Here is a 20,318-nt window from a genome sequence, read left to right on the forward strand (position 1 = left end):
CGCATGCCCAATGAAAATCCCTGCTAACACACGTCCTTTTTCTGTTTCACGCTCCTGGTTTGCGGCCGCCGGTCTGCTGGCCAGCCTCAGCCTTGCCCCCGCGTATGGTGCGAATATCGACTTGGGGACCAGTGGTGACTGGTCAGTTCCTGGTAACTGGGTTGGCGGTGTACTCCCGTCCGATCTTGATACTGCTGTTATTAAGAATGACCTCACTGCCACGATCGGGTCCTATACCGTGACGGTAAATGGTGCCACCGTAGGTACCACTTCTAATAATTCGACCGTAGGTACATTGAACGTCAATACTGGAGGAGCGCTCGTCACGGTTGGCTCCCATCTTACCGTGGGGAATCGTGGTATCGGTACTGTGAATGTAAATGGGGGAACGATCAACGCCGGCGGTGCTAGCGTAAACAAAGATATCTGGCTTGGTCAGAATAGTAATTCATCCGACAGTGGAAGCGGTACGCTCAACCTATATAGTGGGACTGTGACGACAAGAACGCTTATGCTGGGGCGATCAAATGGAAATTACTATTATAGTGAAGGGTTTCTTAATATATACGATGGGTCGCTGACTGCCAGTGTGCTGAGCGTGGGGCTTACGACCAATTATTCCGTAGCTACCTATGGTGAGATCCTGATCAGTGGTGCGTTGGCTACGGTAACAGTGAACGGAGATATTGTTTTGGATAACTCGAAGATCACCTATGCGCTGGCCGATGAAGGTGTCACTAAAATCACCGCAACCGGTAATGTCACTCTCGCTGGCGAACTGGCGCTCGAGGTACTGAGCGGCGTAGGCGTGCTCCCCAGCTCGATCATCCTGCTTGAGACCGATACCTCACAAACAATCACGGGTACCTTTGACGGCTACACTTCCGGCGAGACCTATACGTGGGGAAGTATCACGGGAACCTACGTCATTGATGATGTTCTGAAGCAGGTGCGTATTGATAATATTTCAATCCCCGAGCCGGCTTCGACTGCCCTTATGGTCGGCGGGCTGGCTGCGTTGCTGGTTTTCCTGCAGCGCCGTCGTCGCCGCTAGAACCGGTTGGTTGACTTGTAAGTTTGATCAGGATTGCCGAGGGGCAGGGAGTGATTCCTGCCCCTCGCTGTTTTCAGGGCCTTTTTCGTTTAGTTGATCCGGTCCTGAAGCCTGGTATTTGCGATTGGAGAAACTAACTTTGCAATAGAAAGTTATTGTATTGACTTCTTGGTTTGCGATGCAAAGTATTTGCGCATGGCGACTATAAAAACGTTGTGTGTAGGGGAGTCGCGCCGCTGCGGCGCATGGGAGGAACGCTTTTTGTCGCCAAGCGGGATGCTGGTGCGGTGCGTTCGCCTTCGGCGGATGATCGCAACGAAGGGAGCGGAATGGAGAAACGGATTTCCCTACGAGGGGGATGCGGCTGAAGTGCTTGAATTGGCCGGGCTGTGGAGTCGGAGCGAGTGGGGACGGTTCCTCCTCCGCCTCGGAGATGTCACCCCGGGAGACCGGATCAGCTGGCGTCTGCGCAAACTGCGGAGAATAGCCGGAGAGATTGCCCGGGCTGACTTGCTAATCTGCGACGAGGAGCAGTCCTGTGTTTACCGGATTCAACTGTGTCGTCCCGGAGGGTACCGTCATGGATAACCGTACTCCGATCAAACAGCCGGTACCGTCAGCGCTCCCCCTCCTGGCTGAAGTGCCGCTGCGACGCTTCGAGCCGGTAGCAGGTGCGGCGCGTATGGCGTTTTTTCTGGTCGGGCTTGTGGCACTGGGAAACTGGCTGCTGTGGGAGCAATTGCCTGGGGCTGGCTCCGGCCTCTACGCGCTGTGTCTGGGGGGAGCTATTTTGCTTAATCGCCCCGGTCTGAAATCCTCGCCGCGCCACGCGGTGATGCTGACGCTGCTGGTGCTCGCCGCTGTGCAAACGGCAATCCGGCCCAGCATGAGCAACGCGCTTGTCTCTTGGGGACTTCTACTGGTCCTGGCCGGGGATACAGGTTTACCGGGATTGAAGCCGGTTTGGCTGCGGTGGTTGCGGGTTTGTGTGGCGGCAGTGGAGTTTGTGGCCGCGTGGGTGGTTTTCATCCGCAGTCTCTATTGCCGTATGGCGGATGGGGGTGGACGGATTGGAGGCCAGGTTGCCCGCGTCTGGAACGCCTCATGGCTGGCGCTTTTGCTGGCGGCAGGGTTTGGGGGCCTTCTTGTCTCGGGGAACGCCGTCCTGAAAAACGTATTCGAAAAATTATACACATGGCTTATCCGGGCAGAGTGGGACATTCCAATGCCGGGGTTTGTGCAGATTCTTTTCTGGGGAGCGCTGGCAACGGCGGCGCTCGTGCTGCTGCTGCCGCGCGCGGGCAAGTGGACGGGCGCGCGCTGCCGACAGGAGGTGCCGTCTTTTGAAGTGAAGGATCCGCAGCTGGCCCGGCTGAGGTCGCTGCTCGCCTTTGCTGCCGTGAACGTGATTTTTCTTCTCGTTAACAGCCTCGATGTCTTCGTGCTGTGGCTGGATGGACGGTTGCCAGAAGGTGTGGGTTATGCGAGCTACCTGCACAGTGGCGTGTGGAGCCTGATCTTCGCGGTACTGCTTTCGGCGGTTGTAATGACTCTGATCTTTCAACAGGACGCCTCGGTTTCACATTCGCGGTGGCTGAAGGGGCTCGCGCTGGTGTGGATCGGGCAAAATTTGTTTCTCGTACTGGGCGTGGTGCTGCGTCTTGCGCTCTATATCGATGCCTATACCTACCTGACGCCAAGGCGTGTTTATGTAGTGGTTTTTCTGATACTGGTGGTAGCCGGGTACGGGCTGTTGACGCGGCATATTTTCTTCCGACGGAGCCTGAAACAACTCTTGCTTGGCAACGTGCTGGCGGTCTTTGTCCTGTTCTACCTCTTGCAGTTCGTCAATGTGCCGCGCTTGGTGGCGGATTGCGATTACCGAAAGTGGTTGGAAAATCCCGAGGTAAACATTGTGCAATCCGACCTGGAAGGTGTGCTGGGCGTGGAGATGATTCCGTTGCTGATCCGGGTGGCCGAGAGCGGCTTGGAGGTCGAGGCCGTGAGCGACGCGCAAAACGAACTCCGTTTCGGGGACGAGTTTAAAAGTTATGACGCGTGGTGGCTGCTGGCTGACTGGCAGTCGTGGACACTGCACCGCGCTCAACTCGCATCGTTGTTAGAGGCGTATCGCGAGGAGAATTTGAATTGAGAAAAGTGCGCGCGTTGTCATCATGAACCCTATGCAACACCCGATCCACCAGGCCCTGCGCGAAGTGCGCGAACTGCGGCAGCGCATCCTGGAGAAGCAGCGTTTCAAGGGCTACTCCGGGCGCGCGCGCGCGCTGGGCGGCTGCGTGGCGCTGGTGATGGGGCTGCTGCTGGCTGGCGGTTTTTTACCCGACACGCCACGCGTCAGCCTGTTGGGATGGGGACTTGTCCTGCTGGCGGCGTTGGCGCTCAACTTCGGGGCGCTCGTGTACTGGTTTCTTTATGACCCCGAGGTCGAGCGCGACTGGCGCCGGTTGAAACCGGCCCTGGAGGCGATGCCTGTCCTCGCAGCCGGGGCGGCGCTTACGGTGGCGCTGGTGCGTGAGGGGCAGCTAGATCTTTTGTTCGGCCTGTGGATGACCCTCTACGGCCTGGTTAACTTCACCTCCCGCCGAATTCTCCCGCGCAACATTGTCTGGGTCGGCGCGTACTACCTGCTGGCCGGGGCCGTGTGCCTGCTGCACCCCGCCATCGGCTTCCATCAACCGCTGGTGATGGGGGGCGTATTTTTCGTGGGCGAGTGGTTCGGCGGGCTTGTCCTGCATTTCGACGAACGCACCAACAGCGTGTGGGCTTTCTTTGGCCTGCCCAATCCCCCTCAACGTCACGATGGCTAGATCCACCAATCCGATCGACAATCTCGAGCGCAGCATGCACGAGCCCAAGCGGCTCGCGATCCTCTCTACCGTGGCCTCAGAGCCCGAGGGCGTGAGCTTCGCCGAACTCAAGGAGAGCTGCGAACTGACGGACGGTAACCTCAACCGTCACCTCAAGGTGTTGGAAGAGGAGAGTATCGTGCGCTTGAAAAAAATCACCGGCGAGGGGCGGGCGCGTACCATGGTCATCATGACTGCTGCCGGGCGAAAAAAATTCATCGCCTATCTGGACTCGCTGGAAGCCGCGCTGGTGCAGGCGGCCCAGTCGGCGGGAAGGCCGGTTAACCTGGGACATGTTTCCGGGGCGAATCCCCGGCCTGCGTAAAGAAGCTGTGTACCGTGCGTGTGTACGATCACGCACGTCTTTAACCCTGGAAGCCGTACTCGTCGAGCATGTCCGAGACGAGGTCGCGTAGGGGCGGCTTTTCCGCCAGGGAGGGGAGGCTCTCCACGCTGCATCCGAGGTAACCGAGCATGGTGCTGAACGCGCCCGTGCGCTGGTTCTGCTCCAGCCAATCATAGAAGTATTCCAGCGCCTCGACCCATTCGCCCAGATCGTAGGGGGAGTCGTTGACCTGCTCGGCCAGCCGGGTGAAGCCGTTGGCGTCATCCGGGTTTTCCTTGGCGTGCTGGTCGAGGGCCTCGACCAGCATGGCAAACTGCCGGGGGCTTTCGCAGGCTTCGGCCAGTTGGCGGAAGGAACGCTCGCCAAGGCGGGCTTCGTCCTGGAGGCTGCGGCCTTCGGAAAGGGCGTCGAGCCACTGCATGTAGGCGTGGCCGGTGGCGTTGGCGCGGGCTTGAGCCAGGTTTTTCATAAGCGGGTGGAGAGGGCTTGTCTGCGTCGCGGGTGCGGTGCTAGGGTTTAGCGCAAGAAAGATTGGCCTCGACTATAGACGCTCGCGGGCGACTTTCAAACCCACAAACGCCCTAACTTTGAATTCGTTTCCCCCCTATGATTAAACCCGGCGATAAACTCGACACCGACCTCGAACTCCAGGCCGTTATCAATGGCGAGACCCGTGCCTGCAAGCTCTCGGACCTGCTCAAACGGCGGACGATCATCTCTATCTACATGAAAAACAACACCGGCGGCTGCGACCTGCAAACGCACGCGCTGGCACAGACGGTGGAGGACTTCGACCAGCTAGGCTGGGACATCATCGCGGTGAGCAAGGATACCTGCGGTTCGCATCAGAAATACGCGCAGAAGCAGGGAATCGGTTTCGCCCTTGTATCCGATCCTGAATACAAAATCGCCACAGCGGCGGATGCGCTGGTCGAGAAGTCGATGTACGGGCGCAAGTTCACTGGCCCGGCCCGCTGCGCGCTGCTCGTGGAAGCGGACGGCACCGTGCTGGGCGTGATCGAAAAGATCAACACCAAGGCTCACGCCGAGGAGTTGAAGGCGCTCATCGCGCGGATCGGGTAGGGCTACTGCGCCAGCACGTAGTCGAGCCACTTGGCCATCTCTTCGACAGGGCGGCCCTTACGGGCGGCGTAGTCCGCGAGTTGGTCGCGGCCGATAGGGCCGGCGTTGAAGTAGCGGGCCTGCGGGTGCGAGAAGTACAGGCCGCTGACCGAACTGGGCGGGTTCATGGCCTTGTTTTCGGTGAGCTGGATGCCGGTGCGGACCTCGGCGTCGAGGAGTTCCCAGAGGGTGTCCTTCTCCGTGTGATCGGGGCAGGAGGGATAACCGGCGGCGGGGCGAATGCCCCGGTATTGTTCCTTGGTCATCCAGGCGACATAGGGATTGACCGTGCCGGGGTCGGCAGGCAGCGAGTCGGCGGCGCTGAAGCCTTCCTCAAGCCCGTAGCCAAGCTCATCGCGGACGAGTTTGTGCAGGTACTCGGCGGCGGCTTCGGCGATGCGGTCGCCGATGGCCTTGATCATGATAGCGGTGTAGTCGTCCTTTTTGTCCTGAAAGGTCTTCGCGTACTGCTCGACCTCGAAGCCCGCTGTCACCGCGAACGCCCCTACGCTGTCCATGCGGCCCGAGCTTTGCGGCGCGACGAAGTCAGACAGGCAGAGGCAGGTCTGGCTTTCGCCGACTTTTTCCTTCTGCTGGCGCAGGAAGTGGAGGGTTTTTAGCGGAGTCTTGCTGTCGCTGTCATGGAAAATCACTACGTCGTCTCCGTTGCTCTGAGCGGGCCAGAAGCCGGTCACGCCGCGGCAGTGGAAGCGCTGGTTCGAGATGATGTCGGCGAGGAGCTTTTGCGCCTCGGCGTAAATGATGCGGGCCTGTTCGCCGTAGGTCTTGTGCTCAAGGATGGCGGGGAAGACGCCTTTGAGCTGCCAGGACCAGAAGAAGGGGGACCAGTCGATGTACTCGGCCACGCGCTCCAGCGGAAGCTCGTGCGTGGTCAGCCCGGTGCGAGGCGGTTGGGGGATGTCCACCGTGGCCCAGTCGGTTTGCTCGGGGTGGGCGCGGGCTTCCTCAATGGAAAGCAGCTTCGTGCGCTCGGCGCTCTTGGCAAAGCGGGCGCGGTGCTTTTCGTGTTCGGCGTTGAGGTCGGCGATAAAGGTGTCGCGGGTCTTGGCGCTCTTGAGCTGGTTGCAGATGCCGACCACGAGCGAGGCGTCGGGCACCTGCACGACGGGTTTCTCGTAGTGAGGGGCGATCTTGATCGCGGTGTGGGCCTTGCTGGTGGTGGCCCCGCCCACGAGCAGCGGCACGGTGAAGCCCTGGCGCTGCATTTCCTGCGCGTTGTGGATCATCTCGTCGAGCGAGGGCGTGATGAGCCCGGACATGCCGATGATATCGGCTTTTTCCTTTTTGGCGGCTTCGAGAATCTTGTCACAGGAAACCATGACTCCCAGGTCGATGACTTTCCAACTGTTGCACCCGAGCACGACGCTGACGATGTTTTTGCCGATGTCGTGCACGTCGCCCTTGACCGTGGCGATGACAAAGGTGCCCGCCGAGCTGGACTCGCCGTCGGCCTTCTCAGCCTCCATGTAGGGGGTCAGGTAGGCGACAGCGCGCTTCATCACGCGGGCGCTCTTGACCACCTGCGGCAGAAACATCTTGCCCTCGCCGAAGAGCACGCCGACGACCTTCATGCCGTCCATGAGCGGCCCCTCGATGACGTGGAGCGGGCGGCCGTACTTCTGACGGGCCTCCTCGGTGTCCTCCTCCACGAAGTCGCCGATGCCCTTGACCAGCGCGTGGGAGAGGCGCTCCTCGACCGTGCCGTCACGCCAGGCCTGATGGGTGCTGGCGTCGTCCTTGCCCTTTTGGCCCTTGAATTGTTCGGCGTACTCAATGAGACGCTCGGTGGCGTCGGAGCGTCGGTTCAGGAGCACGTCCTCGACGTAGGTGAGCAGTTCCTTGTCCACCTGGTCATAGACCTCGATCATTCCGGCGTTGACGATGCCCATGTCCAGCCCCGCATCGACCGCGTGGTAGAGGAAGGCCGCATGCATGGCCTCGCGGACGCGGTTGTTACCCCGGAAGGAGAAGGAAATGTTACTGACGCCGCCGCTGGTTTTGGCGAGGGGGCAGGTAGCCTTGATCTCGCGCACAGCCTCAATGAAATCGACCGCGTAGTTGTTGTGCTCATCCATGCCGGTGGCGACGGTGAGGATGTTCGGGTCGAAAATGATGTCCTCAGCCGGGAAGCCGACATCCTCGGTGAGTATCTTGTAGGCGCGCTGGCAGATGCGGACTTTTTCCTCACGCGTGGCGGCCTGGCCCTGCTCGTCGAAGGCCATCACGACGATGGCCGCGCCGTAGCGGTGGCAGAGCTTGGCGCGCTCCTTGAAAACCTCTTCGCCTTCCTTCAGGCTGATGGAGTTGACGATGCCCTTGCCCTGGATGCACTTGAGGCCGGTCTCGATGACGGACCACTTGGAGGAGTCGATCATGACCGGGATGCGCGAGATGTCGGGCTCGCCGGCCAGGAGATTGAGAAAGCGCTGCATGCAGGCCTCGCTGTCGAGCAGGCCCTCGTCGAAGTTCACGTCGAGGATGTTCGCGCCGTTCTCGACCTGCTGGCGGGCGACTTCGACGGCCTCGTCGAACTTGTCTTCTTTAATGAGTTTGCGGAAACGGGGCGAGCCGGTGACGTTGGTGCGCTCGCCGATAATGAAAAAACGCTGGGCGTTGCTGGTGCTCATCGGGTGGTGGAGGAAATTATTTTAACGGATTGCGGGCGGGAAGCGCCGGGCTCAGTCGATGGTAAGACCTTCGAGGCCGGAGAGGCGCAGGTGCGGGGCGAAGCTCGGGACCTTGCGCGGCGGGTATTTCGAGGCTTCCTTGACCACGGCGGCGATGTGCGCGGGCGTGGTTCCGCAGCAGCCGCCCACGATGTTGATGAAACCGCTGGAGGCGTATTCGCCCAGGGCGGCGGAAATGCTCTCGGGTGTTTCGTCGTAGCCGGTGGGGGCGAGCGGGTTGGGCAGACCGGCGTTGGGGTAGCAGGAGGTGTAGCAGTCGGCCAGCGAGGAAAGCTCCTTCATGTACGGGCGCATGAGGTCGGCCCCGAGTGCACAGTTGATGCCGACCGAGAGCGGCGCGGCGTGCCGGATGGAGTGCCAGAACGCCTCCACCGTCTGCCCCGAGAGAGTGCGGCCCGACTGGTCGGTGATGGTGACCGAGATCATGACGGGCAGCCGCTCTTCGCGGGTGTCGAAGAATTGCTCGATGGCAAAGAGGGCGGCCTTGGCGTTGAGGGTGTCGAAGATGGTTTCTACCAGCAGGAGGTCGGCCCCGCCGTCCACGAGGCCGCGGATCTGCTCGGTGTAGGTCGCCACGAGGCCGTCGAAGGTGACGTTGCGGAACTCCGGGCGCTCGACATCGGGCGAGAGCGAGCAGGTGCGGTTGGTCGGGCCGATAGACCCGGCCACGAAGCAGGTGCGCTCCGGGTGCTCGGCCACAAACTCGTCGATGGTTTTGCGGGCCAGCTCGACTGCGGTCTTGTTCAGGTCGTAAACGATGTGCTCGAGCCCGTAGTCGGCCTGGGCGATGGAGGTGGCGGAGAAAGTGTTCGACTCGATGATGTCGGAGCCTGCCTCCAGGAAGGCGCGGTGGATGCCGGCGATGACGTCGGGCCGGGTGAAGACGAGCAGGTCGTTGTTGCCCTTGAGGGGCTTTTCGGCGTCCTTGAACTTGTCCCCACGGAAGTCTTCCTCCGTGAGCTTGTGCTGCTGGATCATGGTGCCCATGGCCCCGTCGAGGAAGACGATGCGCTGCTGCAAAAGATCAAGAAGCTGTTGGCCACGCGCCGACAGCGGTTTGTCGTGAGAAGATGTTTTCATGCCTGAGTTCGCATCAACATATCCGGATGGATTGATGCATGGCAAGCCCGAGTTGAGATTTTTATGTGCATGCCGAGTGGGCTTGAAGTGTGCGCCGCTTGTGCCCATGTTCAAGGCCGGATGCGTAAGAAGTTGATCATCACCATCGTGATCCTGGCCGTGATTGTGGCGGGGCTGTGGTCGATCCTGGGCTGGTATAAAGGGGAACAGCAGGCCGATTTGCTGCGACAGGCACAGGTGGATTATGAGGCCGGGCACAGGGACTGGATGATTGACCGGTTGCGTGAGGCCCTCGCGCTCGCTCCCAACAATCTGGAGGCACTGGCGACGCAGGCCCGGTTGCTGGACGCGGTTGACGACCCGGCGTGTCTCAATGCCTATCGTCGCCTGAGTGAGCTTCAGCCTGCTGACCAGGAGGCGCTGACGGCGTGGCTGGCAGCGCTGGTCCGCTATGAACGCACCTCGGAGGCAATCGAAGTTTACGAGCAAATGGCTGGCGGGAAGAGTCCGCTGGCCCCGACTGCCGGGTTCTCACGGCTGGGGGCGAATCTGGCCGGTTCGGCGGGCGATACCGCTGCCCAACTGCGTTACCTGCGGGAGGCTTACCAGCGTGACCCGGAGGATGTCGAAACCGGCCTGGGGCTTTCACTGGCGGAGGCGCAGTCGCTCCCGGTGGCAGAATTGGCCCCCACGCAAGCCCGGCTGGCAAAGCTCCTCGACCGGCCCGAAGTCCGGACGCAGGCGGCGGCTCTCCTGCTGGCGATCGAGGCGCAGGCGGGGGATCAGGCGGCTCTGCAGGCATCTGCCGAGCACATCTGGGAACTGGGCTACGACGATGTTGAACTGCGCTTGCTGGCGCTGGACGCGTTTTACCAAATTGACCGCGAACTTTTTGAGAAAAAGCTGGCTCTCCTGCTGGACCGGGAGCAGCGCGACAACGAGAGTCTGACCGCGATTTTTGACTGGCTGCTCGCTCATGAGGAGTACGACACGATCATCCGCATGGCGACGGAGGAGGGGGCGAGCATGGGGAACCTGAAACGTCCCCCCGTGGCCAACCGCGTGGTCGAGGCCATGATCCTGACCGACCAGCTCAAAGCCCTGCGCCGCTACAACGCCGGGGTGGCCTGGACCGGGGCCGAGGGTTTCGCTTCGCTGCTCCCGCCGTTGGTCAGCACGCTGGACCGGGAGAAGGCCCGCGACTTTCCGAACCCGTCCTTCACCCGTTGGCTGGCGGTGGCCACGCTGCCGCAGTTGCGGGAGATCCTCCCGGTGACCGAGCGGCTGGACTTTCCGGCCGAACGGGCCGCCATCCTGCAGGAAATTATCCGTGACGATCCGTGGGATCGTGAGGCGTACCGGCAGCTTTACGCCATGCGCTCGGCGGAACGGGATTCGCTCGGGATGCTCAAGCTCTTGCAGGAGGAGCGGGCGAACTTCCCGCAGGACCGCGAGATCGCGGACGAATATGCCTGGATCACGCTCGTGCTCAATGTGGACCGGCGCGGCTCCGAGCAGATCGCGAAGCTGAACTTCAGCTCAGATCCGACCGACCCGGAATTTCGGGTGACCTGGGCGCTGGCCCAGTGCTTGTCCAAAGACCCGACTGCCGCCCTGAAAACCCTGGAGCCCCTGAAGGAACCCGGCGTGCGCGCCCGACTGGTAAAGGCGCTTGCCTACCGGCTACTCGATGACAAGGCGGCCTCCGACGAGGTGCTGGCCGGGGAAGATATGGCAAACTTGTTGCCGGATGAACGGCGGTTGGTTTTGGAGTCGCGTCCGCTGCCCAAAGACGACTAGCCTGCGCGCCATATGTCGAGTGTATGGGAGCAATTGCAGGAGCGCCTGCCCGCCGTCCCGGCGGAATCCTGGGAGAAACTTGCCCGTTGGGCGGAACTGATGCGCGAGTGGAACGAACGCGTCAACCTCGTCTCGCGCAAGGATATCGACCAGCTAGAGATCCACCACCTCGCGCCCTGTCTGGCCGTGACCACCGACCTGAAGCTCATGAACGGCGCTCGCGTAATCGACGTGGGCACTGGCGGCGGTCTGCCCGGCATTCCCATGGCCATCTGCTACCCGCAGGCGCGCTTTACGCTGGTGGATTCCGTGGGCAAGAAAATCCGCGTGGTCGAGGATATCGCCGCCCGGCTTGACCTCAAAAACGTCGAAGTGCGCAACTGTCGCGTCGAGACGATGAAGAGCAAGTTCGACTTTGTGACGGGCCGCGCGGTCACGGACCTGGCTGCGTTCATCAACTGGATCCGCCCCTTGCTCAATCGGGGCAGCAAGCACTCGCTGGCCAACGGGCTGCTCTACTGGCGCGGGGGCGACGTGCAGGCCGAAGCCGCCGGGCTGCGTTCGCGGCTCACGCGCACCATCAGCCTGGAGGAGCGCTTGGCCGATCCGTATTTCGAGAGCAAATACATCCTGCACTTCCGCACCGAGGAGCTTTACCGCGAAGTGACGGAGAAACCGGTCTGAGGTTTTCGGGGGGGATTTTTTTTAGTTAACCACAGAGGACACAGAGATTTTTGTTAAGGGAGACGTCTTGGGACATCTTCCTCGCTTTGCGGCCTTCCTGTTAGAGCGGTTTCAATAAAGCCGCAGCCATCACTGGAAGGTCAAATGGCTAAATGTTGTTTTCTACGTTTCGCATCCAACAATCAACCATTGGCCATTTAACCATTTAGCCATTATGGCTACAGTGCTTTTTAAGGGGCTCGTAATCATAAGAAAAGCAAAGGCACGGCCACTTTGTGTTCCCTTTGTGTCTTTGCGCCTTTGCGGTCAAAAACAGAAACCGCCGTTAGCGACGATGAGGCGGGCAGTGCCGCGCCTGTTTTCTACGGGTTGTTCTGCCCGGCGAGCAGGTGGGCGAAGAAGCCGTCGAGCTTGGCCAGTTCCTCGAAGGAGCCGCTTTCCTTGACCACGCCCTTGTGCAGGACGACGATCCGGTCCGCCTCCCGCACGGTGGAGAGCCGGTGGGCGATGGTGATGACGGTGCGGCCCTCGGCCAGGTTGGCCAGGGCGGCCTGGACCTGACGTTCGCTCTCGTAGTCGAGCGCGGAGGTGGCCTCGTCGAGGATGAGGATGCGCGGGTTGCGCAGCAGGGCGCGGGCGATGGAAATGCGCTGGCGCTGGCCGCCGGAGAGGCTGACCCCGCGCTCCCCGACCTTGGTTTCATAACCCTGGTCGAGTTGCTCGATAAAGCCGTCGGCGTAGGCCAGACGGGCGGCTTCGCGGACCTCCTCCTCGGTGGCGTCGGGGCGACCGAAGCGGATGTTGTCGGTGATGGTGCCCGAGAGCAGCAGGCTGTCCTGCATGACGATCGCACAATTGCGGCGGAAGGCGCGCATGGCGATGCGCTCCTGCGGCATGCCGTCGATGAGGATACGGCCCTCGCGCGGGGCGTAAACCCCGAGGATGAGGCTGACCAGCGTGCTCTTGCCCGAGCCGGAGGGGCCGACGAAGGCCACATGCTCGCCGGGCTTGACGGTGAGCGAGAAGTGCTGCAGCACGTCGGGCTTGCCCTCTTCGTAGGCGAAACTCACGTCCTCAAAGGTGATCTCCCCACGCAGATGCTTAAAGGTGTAGTCGCCGGTCCACTTCTCGACGTAGCCGCTGTCGAGCAGTTCGCAGATGCTGCGGTAGCTTTCCTGCCCCAGGTAGTACTGCTGGCTGAAGGCGGTGATCTGGTTGATCGGGCGCAGGATGATCGGCAGCGAGGCCTGAAAGGCAACCAGGGTGCCGATGCTGGCGTGCCCGGTGATGACGAGGATCGCGCTCAGGGCGATGACGATCACCGAGAGTACTTCGGTCGAGACGAAGCTGAAGGTGCCGAAGTTCTGGTTGAGCAGGATCTGGCGCTCGCGCCCCTCGCGGAAGCCCTCGCTGTGTGTGTCCATATAGCTGTGGACGGCCTGTTCTTCACCCAGACTGCGCACCAGCCGCAGGGCCGAGATATACTCACTGGCCGCCCCGGTGAGGCGTTCGCGGGCCAGCCGCACGTTGCGGTTGGTCTGCATGATGCGCTTCATGAACAGCCAGCGCATGACGAAGATCAGCGGCACCACGCAGATGATGACGGCCGAGAGCAGCGGGCTGATGAAGATTAAAATGACAATCAGGCTTCCGGCGTAGAGGAGTTCAGGCAGGATGGTGTTGATGATCGGGATGAGCGCACCCTCGACCTGCTGGGTGTCGAAGGCGTACTTGGAGAGCAGCCGCCCGGTCTTGGTCCGGTCGAGGAACCCGAAATGCATGAACTGGAGCTTGTGGAAAATCCGCGCCCGCAGGTCCAGCAGCATGGTCGGGATGCGCATGGAGACGAGTTTGTTGCCGCCCCGGGCGAAGACCATGTGCAGCGCGATCAGCGCCAGGATGACGCCGCTGAGCAGGAAGACCAGGCCGATGTCCTTGCCCGCGAGGGCGTGGTCGATGATGGCTTTGGTTACCATCGGGATCGGCGCGATAGCCAGCGAGCGGATCATGGTCAGCACGAGAATGCCGCCGAGGCGCTTGCGCTCGCTCCAGATGAATTCAATCAGGCCGGGCTCCTTGCGTCCGGGCGGTGGGTGGGCTGCTGCGTTCATGGTCGGCGGCTGGGCCGCTTGTCGGAGCCGTTGCGGGGGAGGCTTTGCGCGGGTTGATGGAAGCGCAGGCGCCGGGCAACGGACTTCGATCCTCCTTTGCCGTCCAAGGATGCCGCCGCTCTCCGCGCACAGGCAAGCCCATTTTGGCAAAACCGTTTCGTCCGGAGGATGTTGCACCGGGGTGGGGAACTCTATGTACGGCGGCGAAGAGCGCAGAAACGCATTGCCGCGGAAGGTGAAGCCGTGCAGGCTTTTTGCCCATGACCCACCGGGAACGTCTTGAACATTACCTCAACCAGGAACCGCAGATCGACGAGTCGGCCTTCGCGCATCCGAACGCCGTCATCATGGGTGCGGTCACGCTCGCGCCGAAAAGCAGTGTGTGGCCCTGCGTGGTCCTGCGCGGCGACATCAACTCGATCGAGATCGGCGAGGGCAGCAACGTGCAGGACGGCTCCGTCGTGCACCTGGCGGACGACTACGGGGTCAAGGTCGGCAAGTACGTCACCATCGGCCACATGGCGATGATCCACGCCTGTACGATCGAAGACGAGTGCCTGATCGGGATGCACGCGACGATTCTCGACGGGGCCGTCATCGGGGCACGCTCCATCGTCGGGGCCGGTGCGCTGGTGACGAAAAACACGCACATCCCGCCCGGCTCGCTCGTGCTGGGCTCCCCGGCCAAGGTGGTCAAGACGCTCTCCGAAGAACAGCAGGCGGACATTCGCCACTGGGCCGAGAAGTACGTCGAAGTCGCCGCCTTCCACAAGGCCAAGCTGGAGCGCGACCAGAAGGAATAGGCGAGCTGAGGTTCAAACGAAAGCGCCCTGGCTGACCGACGGGTCGGGCAACATTACACCACGACAATGAAGCGGGTTCTACTTGTCACCCTCGCGGTTTCTCTCCTGCTGCTGATTCCCGCCCTCGGTATAATCAGGGGCTGCTCGCACCGGCACAACGCCATGATGATAGAGTTGTTTCCCGATAAGTACTATGCCTACGTGCATACCACAGGTGCGCATCCGGTTACCTGGAGCGAGTTTGCCCGCTGGTTTGAGGGCAACGGGACTCCTCTGGGATGGACGGCTGAGGACTTGAGCGCGACATTCCGCCTGCCGGTGGAGGCTGCGGATGGGCGGTTGCTCATCATCGCCCCCCGCTACACGGATTTGCAGGAATACGTTGACCGGCGGATGTCTGAGGCGAGCCGTCCGAATTTCAAGGCGGACTGGTCAGGGGACAACTCCCGACAAGACGAGACCCAACCGGATTGACGGGTTCGGTCGTGTCATGTTGGTCAAGTTCCTGCATCATTTGGGTATGCACTCAGTTTTGATGCCTCAGGGTCCGGCTGGATCAGCAATCAGGGGTAGCGGCCTTTATGGACGCGTAGGGGAACTTTGTTCCCCTCAGTGCCACCGGGTGCAACCCGGCGGCGCGGGCTTGGTCAAAGCGTCGGCCACGACCTTGAGCGCGGCGAGATGGGCGTTAACCCGGGTGTCGAGATCGCGGGCACTGGGGGCCTCGACGGTATAGACGGCGGGGCAGAGTCCTTCGCCGAGGTAAAGGGCTTCGGCCCAGCCGCCGCCGAGGTCTTCGGGTTTGACCGTGCCGGGGCGGCTGGAGATCAGCCCTCGGTCGGCGGGGCGGTCTTCGATCACGGGGGCCAGGTCGAGCCCGCAGATGGGCTCCGCCGCTTCAAGGATGGCGCGGCCCAGGCCGGGCTTGCCGCGTTCGACGTGTTCATAGACGTAGTAGCCCGCGCTCTCCCAGTCTTCGTGCAGGCACAGGGCCAGGTCGTAGCGCAGAGCGAGCTTTTTCAGGCAGGCGAGATGGGCGCGCACATGCGGCGAGGACAGGGCGAGGTAGTCGCGGTTGAGGTCGCCGTACTGCGGATGCTCGCGGGTGTTGGCGCGGAGGCCCTCCGGGTTGAGCAGGGGAAAGGCGACGACTCCGGCACCGGCGGGCAGGAGGTTCTCCTGCAAGGCCGCGAGCAGGGCGAGGGGGCCGGCGGGCTCGTCGCCGTGGATGCCGGTGGAGAGGTACAGCCAGGGGGCGCCGGGGGCGGGGTCACGGACAGCGAAAGGCAGGCTCAAGCCCTCCTCCTGCCCGAATATCCCGGTCCGGAAACCCGCGCCGCTGGCGGCAGGTTCCCAGCTCTTTTCGAATGCTGTCAGGTTGAGGGCGGTTCCGGTGTAGGCCATGCTGGTGTCTTTCTGGATTGAACATCAGGGAAAATCCTGTCCTTGTCAGTTGCAAGCTGAAGCCGTTAATCCTCTCTCTTCCGGTTGTTGCCATGAGAAAACCTCCGCTGTGCTGTCTTCTTTTTCTGGGGTGTGCGCTGGGCATCTGTTTTGCCACGCCGTTGCAGGGGCGCGAACTGCGGGCCCAGGAAAAACTCCTTGCGCGGGAGGAGAGCGGAGCATCCGGCTCTCCGGAAGCTGCTGCCTCCGCCAACTCCGCGCCTAAGCCCGGCGCTGGGCTGGGCGCGAAGAATCCGCGCATCCCGGAGGTGGAACGCAAGCAATTACTGGAGGTGGCGAGCGAAAGCGCTGCGGTGGGCGAGGAGCGCCTGCGCGAACTGCTGCGCGAGTACTCGACGCGGTTTCCGGGGTTGATCGGGGCAGCAGGGGTGACCCTGCGCCGCGAGCGTGGAGATTTTAAATTCAAGCGCGACGCCGTGATCTGGCAGTATGCCTGCGTCTCGAACGTCAACAGCATCACCATCCAGCCCAACCCGCGCGTCGCCCTGATCGACCTTGTCACGTACACGACCCGTGCTCTTGACTACGTGTCGAGCGAGGGCGGCAAGGAGTTTCTGGGCGAGTACCAGCAGGCCTATGTCGATGTTATGAAAACCGCTGACGAGTGGGCCTGGTGGCTGGCCGACTACGTGCTCGGCGACAAGGAATATGCGCTCTTGCGCACGGAGGTGGTCAAGTGGTGTGAGGAAAACCCGATGACCTCCTTCATGGGGCGCGAGAACATCGGCGTGCTCGCCGGAGACCGCTTCGTTCCGCCGCCGTCAGTCAAGCTGGAGAGCAGCCTCTTTTTCGGGGGGTTGGAGGAGGGCCTCGGCAACACCTACACCGAGCTTCAGCAGGCCAACCGCACGCTGGATAATTTCTACGTCCTGATGGACTGGATGCCGGTTTACGCCTACTGGACGACGGAGATCGGCGTTTACAACCTGATGGACTCCGAGGCCGGGCAGTCTTTCATGTCCTTCGTGGACGGGCTGGACGAGACCCAGATGCGCCTCAACGAGACTGCTGAATATTTCTCGACCCTGAACGATTTTTTTGAGCCCTTCGCCGACGAGTTGGCCAAGCCCGAGTTCAAGCAACTGCCTGCCGAACTGCTTGCCTTTGCCAACCGTTCGGCAGCTCTGTCCGAGGAGCTTGAGCGTCTGGAGCGGGACTTGGACGCGCTTATCAATGATGCCGGAGGCCAGCCGTTGGGCCAGCGGATCGCGTCCATCGACGGCAGCCTGGCAAGCATGGCCGTGACGGCTCAGGAGCTTAAGAAACTCAGCCCGCTCCTTGACGAGTTGGAGCAGCCCGAGGCGGTGTCGGATGCCCTTGAAGGGATGGTCATGCGGGTGATTCTTCTGTTTTTTGTCTGCTTGCTGGTTTCGCAGGTGCTGGCTGCCTGGCTGGTGGAGAAAATTCGCCGTAAATCCTCCGGAGCCTGATCGCGCTCAATCCCTCATATACGCTGCGTTTGACATTGACGGAGACGCCTGTCGGACTGATTATTACAGATCATGAAACTTACACCACTAGTTATTCTCTCGCTCGCACCGTTTCTGCTGAATGCTGAAACTACACTCGATAAGGAACTGGCTCAGGCCAAGGACATCATCTCTCAGTCCGACGATGTGCTGGCTGCCATTCAGGCTGATGAAAAGACGGCCATCCCCTCGGAGATTCTGGCTGAGTCCGAGGCCGTCCTCATCGTGAAGCTCGACTCCGCCATGGTTGGCGTCGGCGGTTACGGCGGTGCCGGTATCGCCATGATGAACAACATCGATAACTGGAGCCCGCCCGCCGTGTACACCGTCGGTGGTGGTAGCCTCGGGATCGAGATCGGCGCGACCGAAACCCACATGGTGGCCCTGTTCATGAACAAGAAGGCCACGCGCGCCCTCTACACCAGCTCCATCCGCTGGGGTGTCGGTTTCTCGGTCAAGGCTGGTCCGGTCGGTGGCACCCTTGCTGCTTCGCAGTGGAAGGATGCCGATGTGCTCGTCTATCGCGTGAAGAAGGGTTTCGCCCTGGGCGTCTCCTTCTCCGGCGGCACCCTTGACTTCAGCGAGAAGATCAACTCCGCCCTCTACGGCGTGCCCGGCATCAAGGCTGAAGACATCTTCGGCATGCGCGTGCCGATGCCCGAGGAAGCCAACGACGTGAGCACCGAACTGCGCAAGCTCTCCTACCTGGACACCACCCTGTCCAAGTAAGCGCGCCGCAGGCTTCGCTGATTCTTTCCAAACCCGCCGGACCGGTTCCGGCGGGTTTTTTTGTGGACGCATGGTTCGACGCGAAGCGCCCTTTACAGCGCGGGCTTTTTTCGTCAGTATCAGCGGTTTTGCTTCACCCGAGCCCCGCGCCCCGGTTGCGGCATTCATTTTTCAACCACCACTAATCCAGTCCTTTTCGACCATGTCCGACGTCCGCGTACGATTCGCCCCGAGCCCGACCGGCTTCTTCCATATCGGCAGTGCCCGCACCGCGCTGTTCAACTGGCTCTACGCCCGGCACACCGGCGGCACCTTTGTCCTGCGCATCGAGGACACCGACTCGGTCCGCAACACCCCGGAGGCGCTGCAGGCGCTGCTGGAGGGGATGCGTTGGCTCGGGCTGGACTGGGATGAAGGCCCGGAAAAAGGCGGCGACTTTGGGCCGTACTTCCAGAGCGAGCGCACAGGCGTGTACGAGGACTACCTCGCCCGCCTGACCGCCGCCGGGCGCACCTACGAGCAGGACGGCGCTGTCTTTTTCAAACTCCTGGGCGAGCGCTACACGGAGTTTGACAAGTACAAGAACGCGGAGGTGGAAAAAGTCCGCAGCGAGCCGGTTGTGGTCGAAGACGCCGTGCGCGGGCGCGTCGAGCGCGTGGTCGATCAGGACTTCGTCATCCGCCGCAGCAACGGCGACTTTGGCTTCCACTTCGTCAACGTGGTGGACGACCTGGCGATGAAGATCACGCACGTCATTCGCGGGGAGGACCATCTCTCCAACACCGCCCGGCACATCGAACTTTACAAGGCCTTCGGGGCGCAGCCGCCGATTTTCGCCCACATCCCGCTGATTCTCAAAAGCGACGGTCGCGGCAAGATGAGCAAGCGCGAGTCCGGCGCGCTGATTGAGGAGTACGTCAGCCGGCACTTCCTGGCGCAGGCCGTGCGCAACTACCTTTGCCTGCTGGGCTGGAACCCGAAGGACGACCGCGAAATCATGCCCATCGAGGAGATCATCGAGCGCTTCGACTTTGCCGGGATCAACAAGGACGGCGCACGCTTCGACGAGCAGAAGCTCGCCCACGTGAACACCGAGTACCTGCGCGCCCTGCCGCTGGAAACCTTTGTCTGGATGGCCGCGCCGGTGCTGGAAAACGCCGGGCTGGTGGATGCCTCGACCGACGAGGACTACCTCCAGCGCGTGCTGGCGCTGTGCCAGCCCAAGGCGCGCTCGCTGGAGACGATGCCCGAGTTGGTCGTGCCGTTTTTCAAGGACGACTTCGAGACCGATGCCGCCGCGCGGGAGAAGATCTTTAAAAAGGGCGACCCGGCGGCCCGGTTGGCCGAGCTGCTGCCCGCCCTCGAAGCCCTCGATGCCTGGACAGAGGCCGGGCTGGAACAGGCATACGGCGCGGTGGCCGAGGCCAACGGGCAGAAGCCGACTGCGTATTTCCCCATCTCGCGTCTGGCCGTGAGCGGGCAGGGCGGGGGCGTTCCTCTCTTTGGGCTGCTGGACGTGCTTGGCCGCGAGCGCGTGCTCACCCGGATGAAGGCTTTCGCTTGATCCGGCCCTTGATCGCCGGAAACGTGCGCCTCACAAACCCGACAGCAACACTTGAACTAGCCGCAACGATTCTGTAAACTGATTCTCATGATGACTAAAGCTGCTCTCATTCCCTGCCTTGCCTCGTTCGCCCTTTTCACGCTGGCCGGTTGCAATACCGCGATCCGCGGGGATGCCGACGTGGCCGAGTACAACGCCCAGCCGCTGAGCATGCCGATCCCCTCCGACGTGTCGGGAAGCGTGCTGGAAGACGCGATGAAATCGACCTTCCAGGGCCGCCACTGGACAGTGGTCTCGTCCTCCTCGGACAAGGTGACCGCGGTGCTCAACCACAACGGCTACGAGGCCAAGGCCTCGATGGTGCGTGAAGGCGACACGGTGAAAATCTACTCCGACTCGACCATGACAGACCCGAAAACGGGTGAGCAAATCCAGGCGGTGCCGTTGGGCTGGCTGGAAAATCTCCAGAAGGACTTCCCCCGCCGTCTGGCTCAGGCCAGCTAAGGTCCGAGGGACG

Annotated in this window: 16 protein-coding genes and 1 pseudogene; 13 read left to right on the forward strand and 4 right to left on the reverse strand. The window is 61.7% G+C overall.

Annotated elements, in window-relative coordinates; all coding sequences use genetic code 11:
- Positions 1-10 precede the first annotated feature (10 nt).
- From H5P28_RS08815 to H5P28_RS08830, 4 genes are all read left to right on the forward strand, one after another.
- Positions 11-1,054, forward strand: coding sequence for a PEP-CTERM sorting domain-containing protein (locus H5P28_RS08815; RefSeq protein WP_185675341.1), 1,044 nt, complete (start codon positions 11-13; stop codon positions 1,052-1,054).
- Positions 1,055-1,634: 580 nt separating this feature from the next.
- Positions 1,635-3,206, forward strand: coding sequence for a DUF4153 domain-containing protein (locus H5P28_RS08820; RefSeq protein WP_185675342.1), 1,572 nt, complete (start codon positions 1,635-1,637; stop codon positions 3,204-3,206).
- Between the two features lie 22 nt (positions 3,207-3,228).
- Entirely contained in the window at positions 3,229-3,882 is a 654-nt protein-coding gene (locus tag H5P28_RS08825) for a hypothetical protein (RefSeq protein ID WP_185675343.1), read from the forward strand.
- Entirely contained in the window at positions 3,875-4,246 is a 372-nt protein-coding gene (locus tag H5P28_RS08830; RefSeq protein ID WP_185675344.1) for a transcriptional regulator, read from the forward strand. Before H5P28_RS08825 ends, H5P28_RS08830 begins: the two co-directional genes overlap by 8 nt.
- A gap of 40 nt (positions 4,247-4,286) precedes the next feature.
- Here the strand turns inward: H5P28_RS08830 and H5P28_RS08835 are convergent, their stop codons facing one another.
- Positions 4,287-4,736 (reverse strand): hypothetical protein, encoded by a 450-nt coding sequence (locus tag H5P28_RS08835; protein WP_185675345.1) that lies wholly within the window; start codon positions 4,734-4,736, stop codon positions 4,287-4,289.
- Positions 4,737-4,873: 137 nt separating this feature from the next.
- On the opposite strand from H5P28_RS08835, the gene H5P28_RS08840 reads away from it, so the two are divergent.
- On the forward strand, positions 4,874-5,350 hold the full coding sequence (locus tag H5P28_RS08840; RefSeq protein WP_185675346.1) for a peroxiredoxin: 477 nt from the start codon (positions 4,874-4,876) through the stop codon (positions 5,348-5,350).
- Positions 5,351-5,352: 2 nt separating this feature from the next.
- Here the strand turns inward: H5P28_RS08840 and metH are convergent.
- A pseudogene (gene metH / locus H5P28_RS08845) lies at positions 5,353-9,177 on the reverse strand (methionine synthase).
- Between the two features lie 120 nt (positions 9,178-9,297).
- On the opposite strand from metH, the gene H5P28_RS08850 reads away from it, so the two are divergent.
- Both H5P28_RS08850 and rsmG read left to right on the forward strand, forming a co-directional pair.
- A complete protein-coding gene (locus tag H5P28_RS08850) occupies positions 9,298-10,977 on the forward strand; it encodes a tetratricopeptide repeat protein (RefSeq protein WP_185675347.1) in 1,680 nt (559 codons plus the stop codon).
- A 12-nt stretch (positions 10,978-10,989) separates the two neighbouring features.
- Positions 10,990-11,661, forward strand: coding sequence for a 16S rRNA (guanine(527)-N(7))-methyltransferase RsmG (rsmG, locus tag H5P28_RS08855; protein ID WP_185675348.1), 672 nt, complete (start codon positions 10,990-10,992; stop codon positions 11,659-11,661).
- A 362-nt stretch (positions 11,662-12,023) separates the two neighbouring features.
- Here rsmG and H5P28_RS08860 read toward each other — a convergent pair whose 3' ends face one another.
- Complete coding sequence (locus H5P28_RS08860; protein ID WP_185675349.1) at positions 12,024-13,772, reverse strand: ABC transporter ATP-binding protein; 1,749 nt, start codon at positions 13,770-13,772, stop codon at positions 12,024-12,026.
- Positions 13,773-14,032: 260 nt separating this feature from the next.
- Between H5P28_RS08860 and H5P28_RS08865 the strand changes: the two genes are divergently transcribed.
- The gene (locus H5P28_RS08865; protein ID WP_185675350.1) at positions 14,033-14,575 is read left to right on the forward strand and encodes a gamma carbonic anhydrase family protein; all 543 of its coding nucleotides are present in this window, start codon (positions 14,033-14,035) and stop codon (positions 14,573-14,575) included.
- Between the two features lie 66 nt (positions 14,576-14,641).
- Positions 14,642-15,049 carry a hypothetical protein gene (locus H5P28_RS08870; protein ID WP_185675351.1) on the forward strand — a complete coding sequence of 136 codons (408 nt, stop codon included), beginning with the start codon at positions 14,642-14,644 and terminating at the stop codon, positions 15,047-15,049.
- A 135-nt stretch (positions 15,050-15,184) separates the two neighbouring features.
- Here the strand turns inward: H5P28_RS08870 and H5P28_RS08875 are convergent, their stop codons facing one another.
- Positions 15,185-15,979, reverse strand: coding sequence for a M14 family metallopeptidase (locus H5P28_RS08875; protein WP_185675352.1), 795 nt, complete (start codon positions 15,977-15,979; stop codon positions 15,185-15,187).
- A gap of 92 nt (positions 15,980-16,071) precedes the next feature.
- Here H5P28_RS08875 and H5P28_RS08880 point away from each other — a divergent pair, with 92 nt between their 5' ends.
- From H5P28_RS08880 to H5P28_RS08895, 4 genes are all read left to right on the forward strand, one after another.
- Positions 16,072-17,469: a hypothetical protein gene (locus tag H5P28_RS08880; RefSeq protein ID WP_185675353.1), complete on the forward strand. Its 1,398-nt coding sequence runs from the start codon at positions 16,072-16,074 to the stop codon at positions 17,467-17,469.
- 72 nt (positions 17,470-17,541) lie between these two features.
- On the forward strand, positions 17,542-18,237 hold the full coding sequence (locus tag H5P28_RS08885) for a lipid-binding SYLF domain-containing protein (protein WP_185675354.1): 696 nt from the start codon (positions 17,542-17,544) through the stop codon (positions 18,235-18,237).
- A gap of 202 nt (positions 18,238-18,439) precedes the next feature.
- On the forward strand, positions 18,440-19,801 hold the full coding sequence (locus H5P28_RS08890; RefSeq protein ID WP_185675355.1) for a glutamate--tRNA ligase: 1,362 nt from the start codon (positions 18,440-18,442) through the stop codon (positions 19,799-19,801).
- Between the two features lie 87 nt (positions 19,802-19,888).
- Complete coding sequence (locus H5P28_RS08895; RefSeq protein WP_185675356.1) at positions 19,889-20,305, forward strand: hypothetical protein; 417 nt, start codon at positions 19,889-19,891, stop codon at positions 20,303-20,305.
- The last annotated feature ends 13 nt before the right edge of the window (positions 20,306-20,318 follow it).

The sequence above is a fragment of the Ruficoccus amylovorans genome (assembly GCF_014230085.1).
Lineage (GTDB): Bacteria > Verrucomicrobiota > Verrucomicrobiia > Opitutales > Cerasicoccaceae > Ruficoccus > Ruficoccus amylovorans.